Source organism: Micromonospora sp. M51 (assembly GCF_018070305.1).
GTDB lineage: Bacteria > Actinomycetota > Actinomycetes > Mycobacteriales > Micromonosporaceae > Micromonospora > Micromonospora parva.
In genome coordinates this window covers 1-1,181 of the sequence record NZ_JAGPXZ010001188.1, presented here as the reverse complement: position 1 = coordinate 1,181, position 1,181 = coordinate 1, and the positions used below count along the sequence as shown (strand labels likewise).

Below are 1,181 nucleotides of genomic sequence, written 5' to 3'. Positions count from 1 at the left end.
CCGCACCCTTGCCCACGTCGCTATCCTTCCGTACCCGTTCTAGTCCAGCGGCACCGGCAGCGGCACCGGCCGCTTGGCCACCCGGTCGTCGCCCGAGGACCGGCCGCTCAGGTGCCGGACCAGCCAGGGCAGCAGGTGCCGGCGGGTCCAGGCCAGCTCGGCGCCGAACACCTCACCCCGGCGTCGCCGCGCTGCGGGTGGCAACGGTTGCGTCCAGGAGTCGTCGAAACCGGGCAGACCCGCCGTGTACGCCAGCGCGGCGGCGATCCGCTCGTGCCCGGCGCTGTTGGCGTGCAGCCGGTCGTCGCTCCACAGCCGGGGATCGGAGGAGACCGGGTGGGCACCCAGGTCGAGGAGGGTGGCGCCGGTCCGCGCGGTGGCGGCCCGCAGCGCCTCGTTGAGCGCCAGCATGCGACCCCGCAGGGGCCGGGCCAGCGGCATCACGGGCGCCGGGTCCGGCATCGTGAACGTCAGCACGGTGGCCCCCTGATCGACGAGCGCCTGCTGCATCGCCGCCACATCACCGGCGACCTGGTCCGCGTCGAAGGAGGGCGCAACACGTCGTTCATGCCGGCGACGACGGTAGCCAGGTCGGGGGCCAGGTCGAGGGCGGGCTGGAGCTGCTCGGCCCGGATCAGCGCGGTGGTCCGGCCACGGATGGCCAGGTTCGCGTATTCCAGACCGCCCTGGGCGCGGGCCACCGCCAGGGCGAACCGGTCGGCCCAGCCCCGGTAGCCGCCGGCGCCGTCCGGGTCGTCGAGCCCCTCGGTGGTGCTGTCGCCGATCGCCACGTACCGCTGCCACATCACCCGGGCGAGGTTAGCCCTCCGGCACCTCGGGCAGACCGTCGACCGGTCGACAACGACAGTTGACGATGGTTCCTAGACTCGCGACATGACGCGAGCCCCTGCGGTGGCACTGGCCCCGAACGTCTGGCGTATCCCCACTGTCGGCCGTTCGGCCGTCAACTCGTACGCCTTCGTCGACGACGACGGCAGCGTCACACTTGTCGACTGCGGGCTGGCCAAGGCGCCGGCCCGGATCGTGCGCGGGCTGGCGGCGATCGGCAAGGTGCCGGCGGACGTCACCCGGATCGTGCTCACCCACGCGCACCCCGATCATGCCGGCGGCGCGGCGGAGTTGGCCCGCCGCACCGGCGCCCCGGTCGCGGCGCACGCCGC

3 protein-coding genes are annotated in these 1,181 nt (G+C 74.0%); 1 reads left to right on the top strand and 2 read right to left on the bottom strand.

The window, feature by feature from the left end:
* Nucleotides 1-39 precede the first annotated feature (39 nt).
* Together KBX53_RS36935 and KBX53_RS36930 are read right to left on the bottom strand one after the other, a co-directional pair.
* Complete coding sequence (locus KBX53_RS36935; protein WP_256443616.1) at nt 40-510, bottom strand: GDSL-type esterase/lipase family protein; 471 nt, start codon at nt 508-510, stop codon at nt 40-42.
* Entirely contained in the window at nt 471-806 is a 336-nt protein-coding gene (locus KBX53_RS36930) for an SGNH/GDSL hydrolase family protein (RefSeq protein WP_256443617.1), read from the bottom strand. Before KBX53_RS36930 ends, KBX53_RS36935 begins: the two co-directional genes overlap by 40 nt.
* 88 nt (nt 807-894) lie before the next feature.
* Between KBX53_RS36930 and KBX53_RS33565 the strand changes: the two genes are divergently transcribed.
* The coding region (locus tag KBX53_RS33565) for an MBL fold metallo-hydrolase (protein ID WP_210863877.1) at nt 895-1,181 on the top strand (287 nt) is incomplete at its 3' end.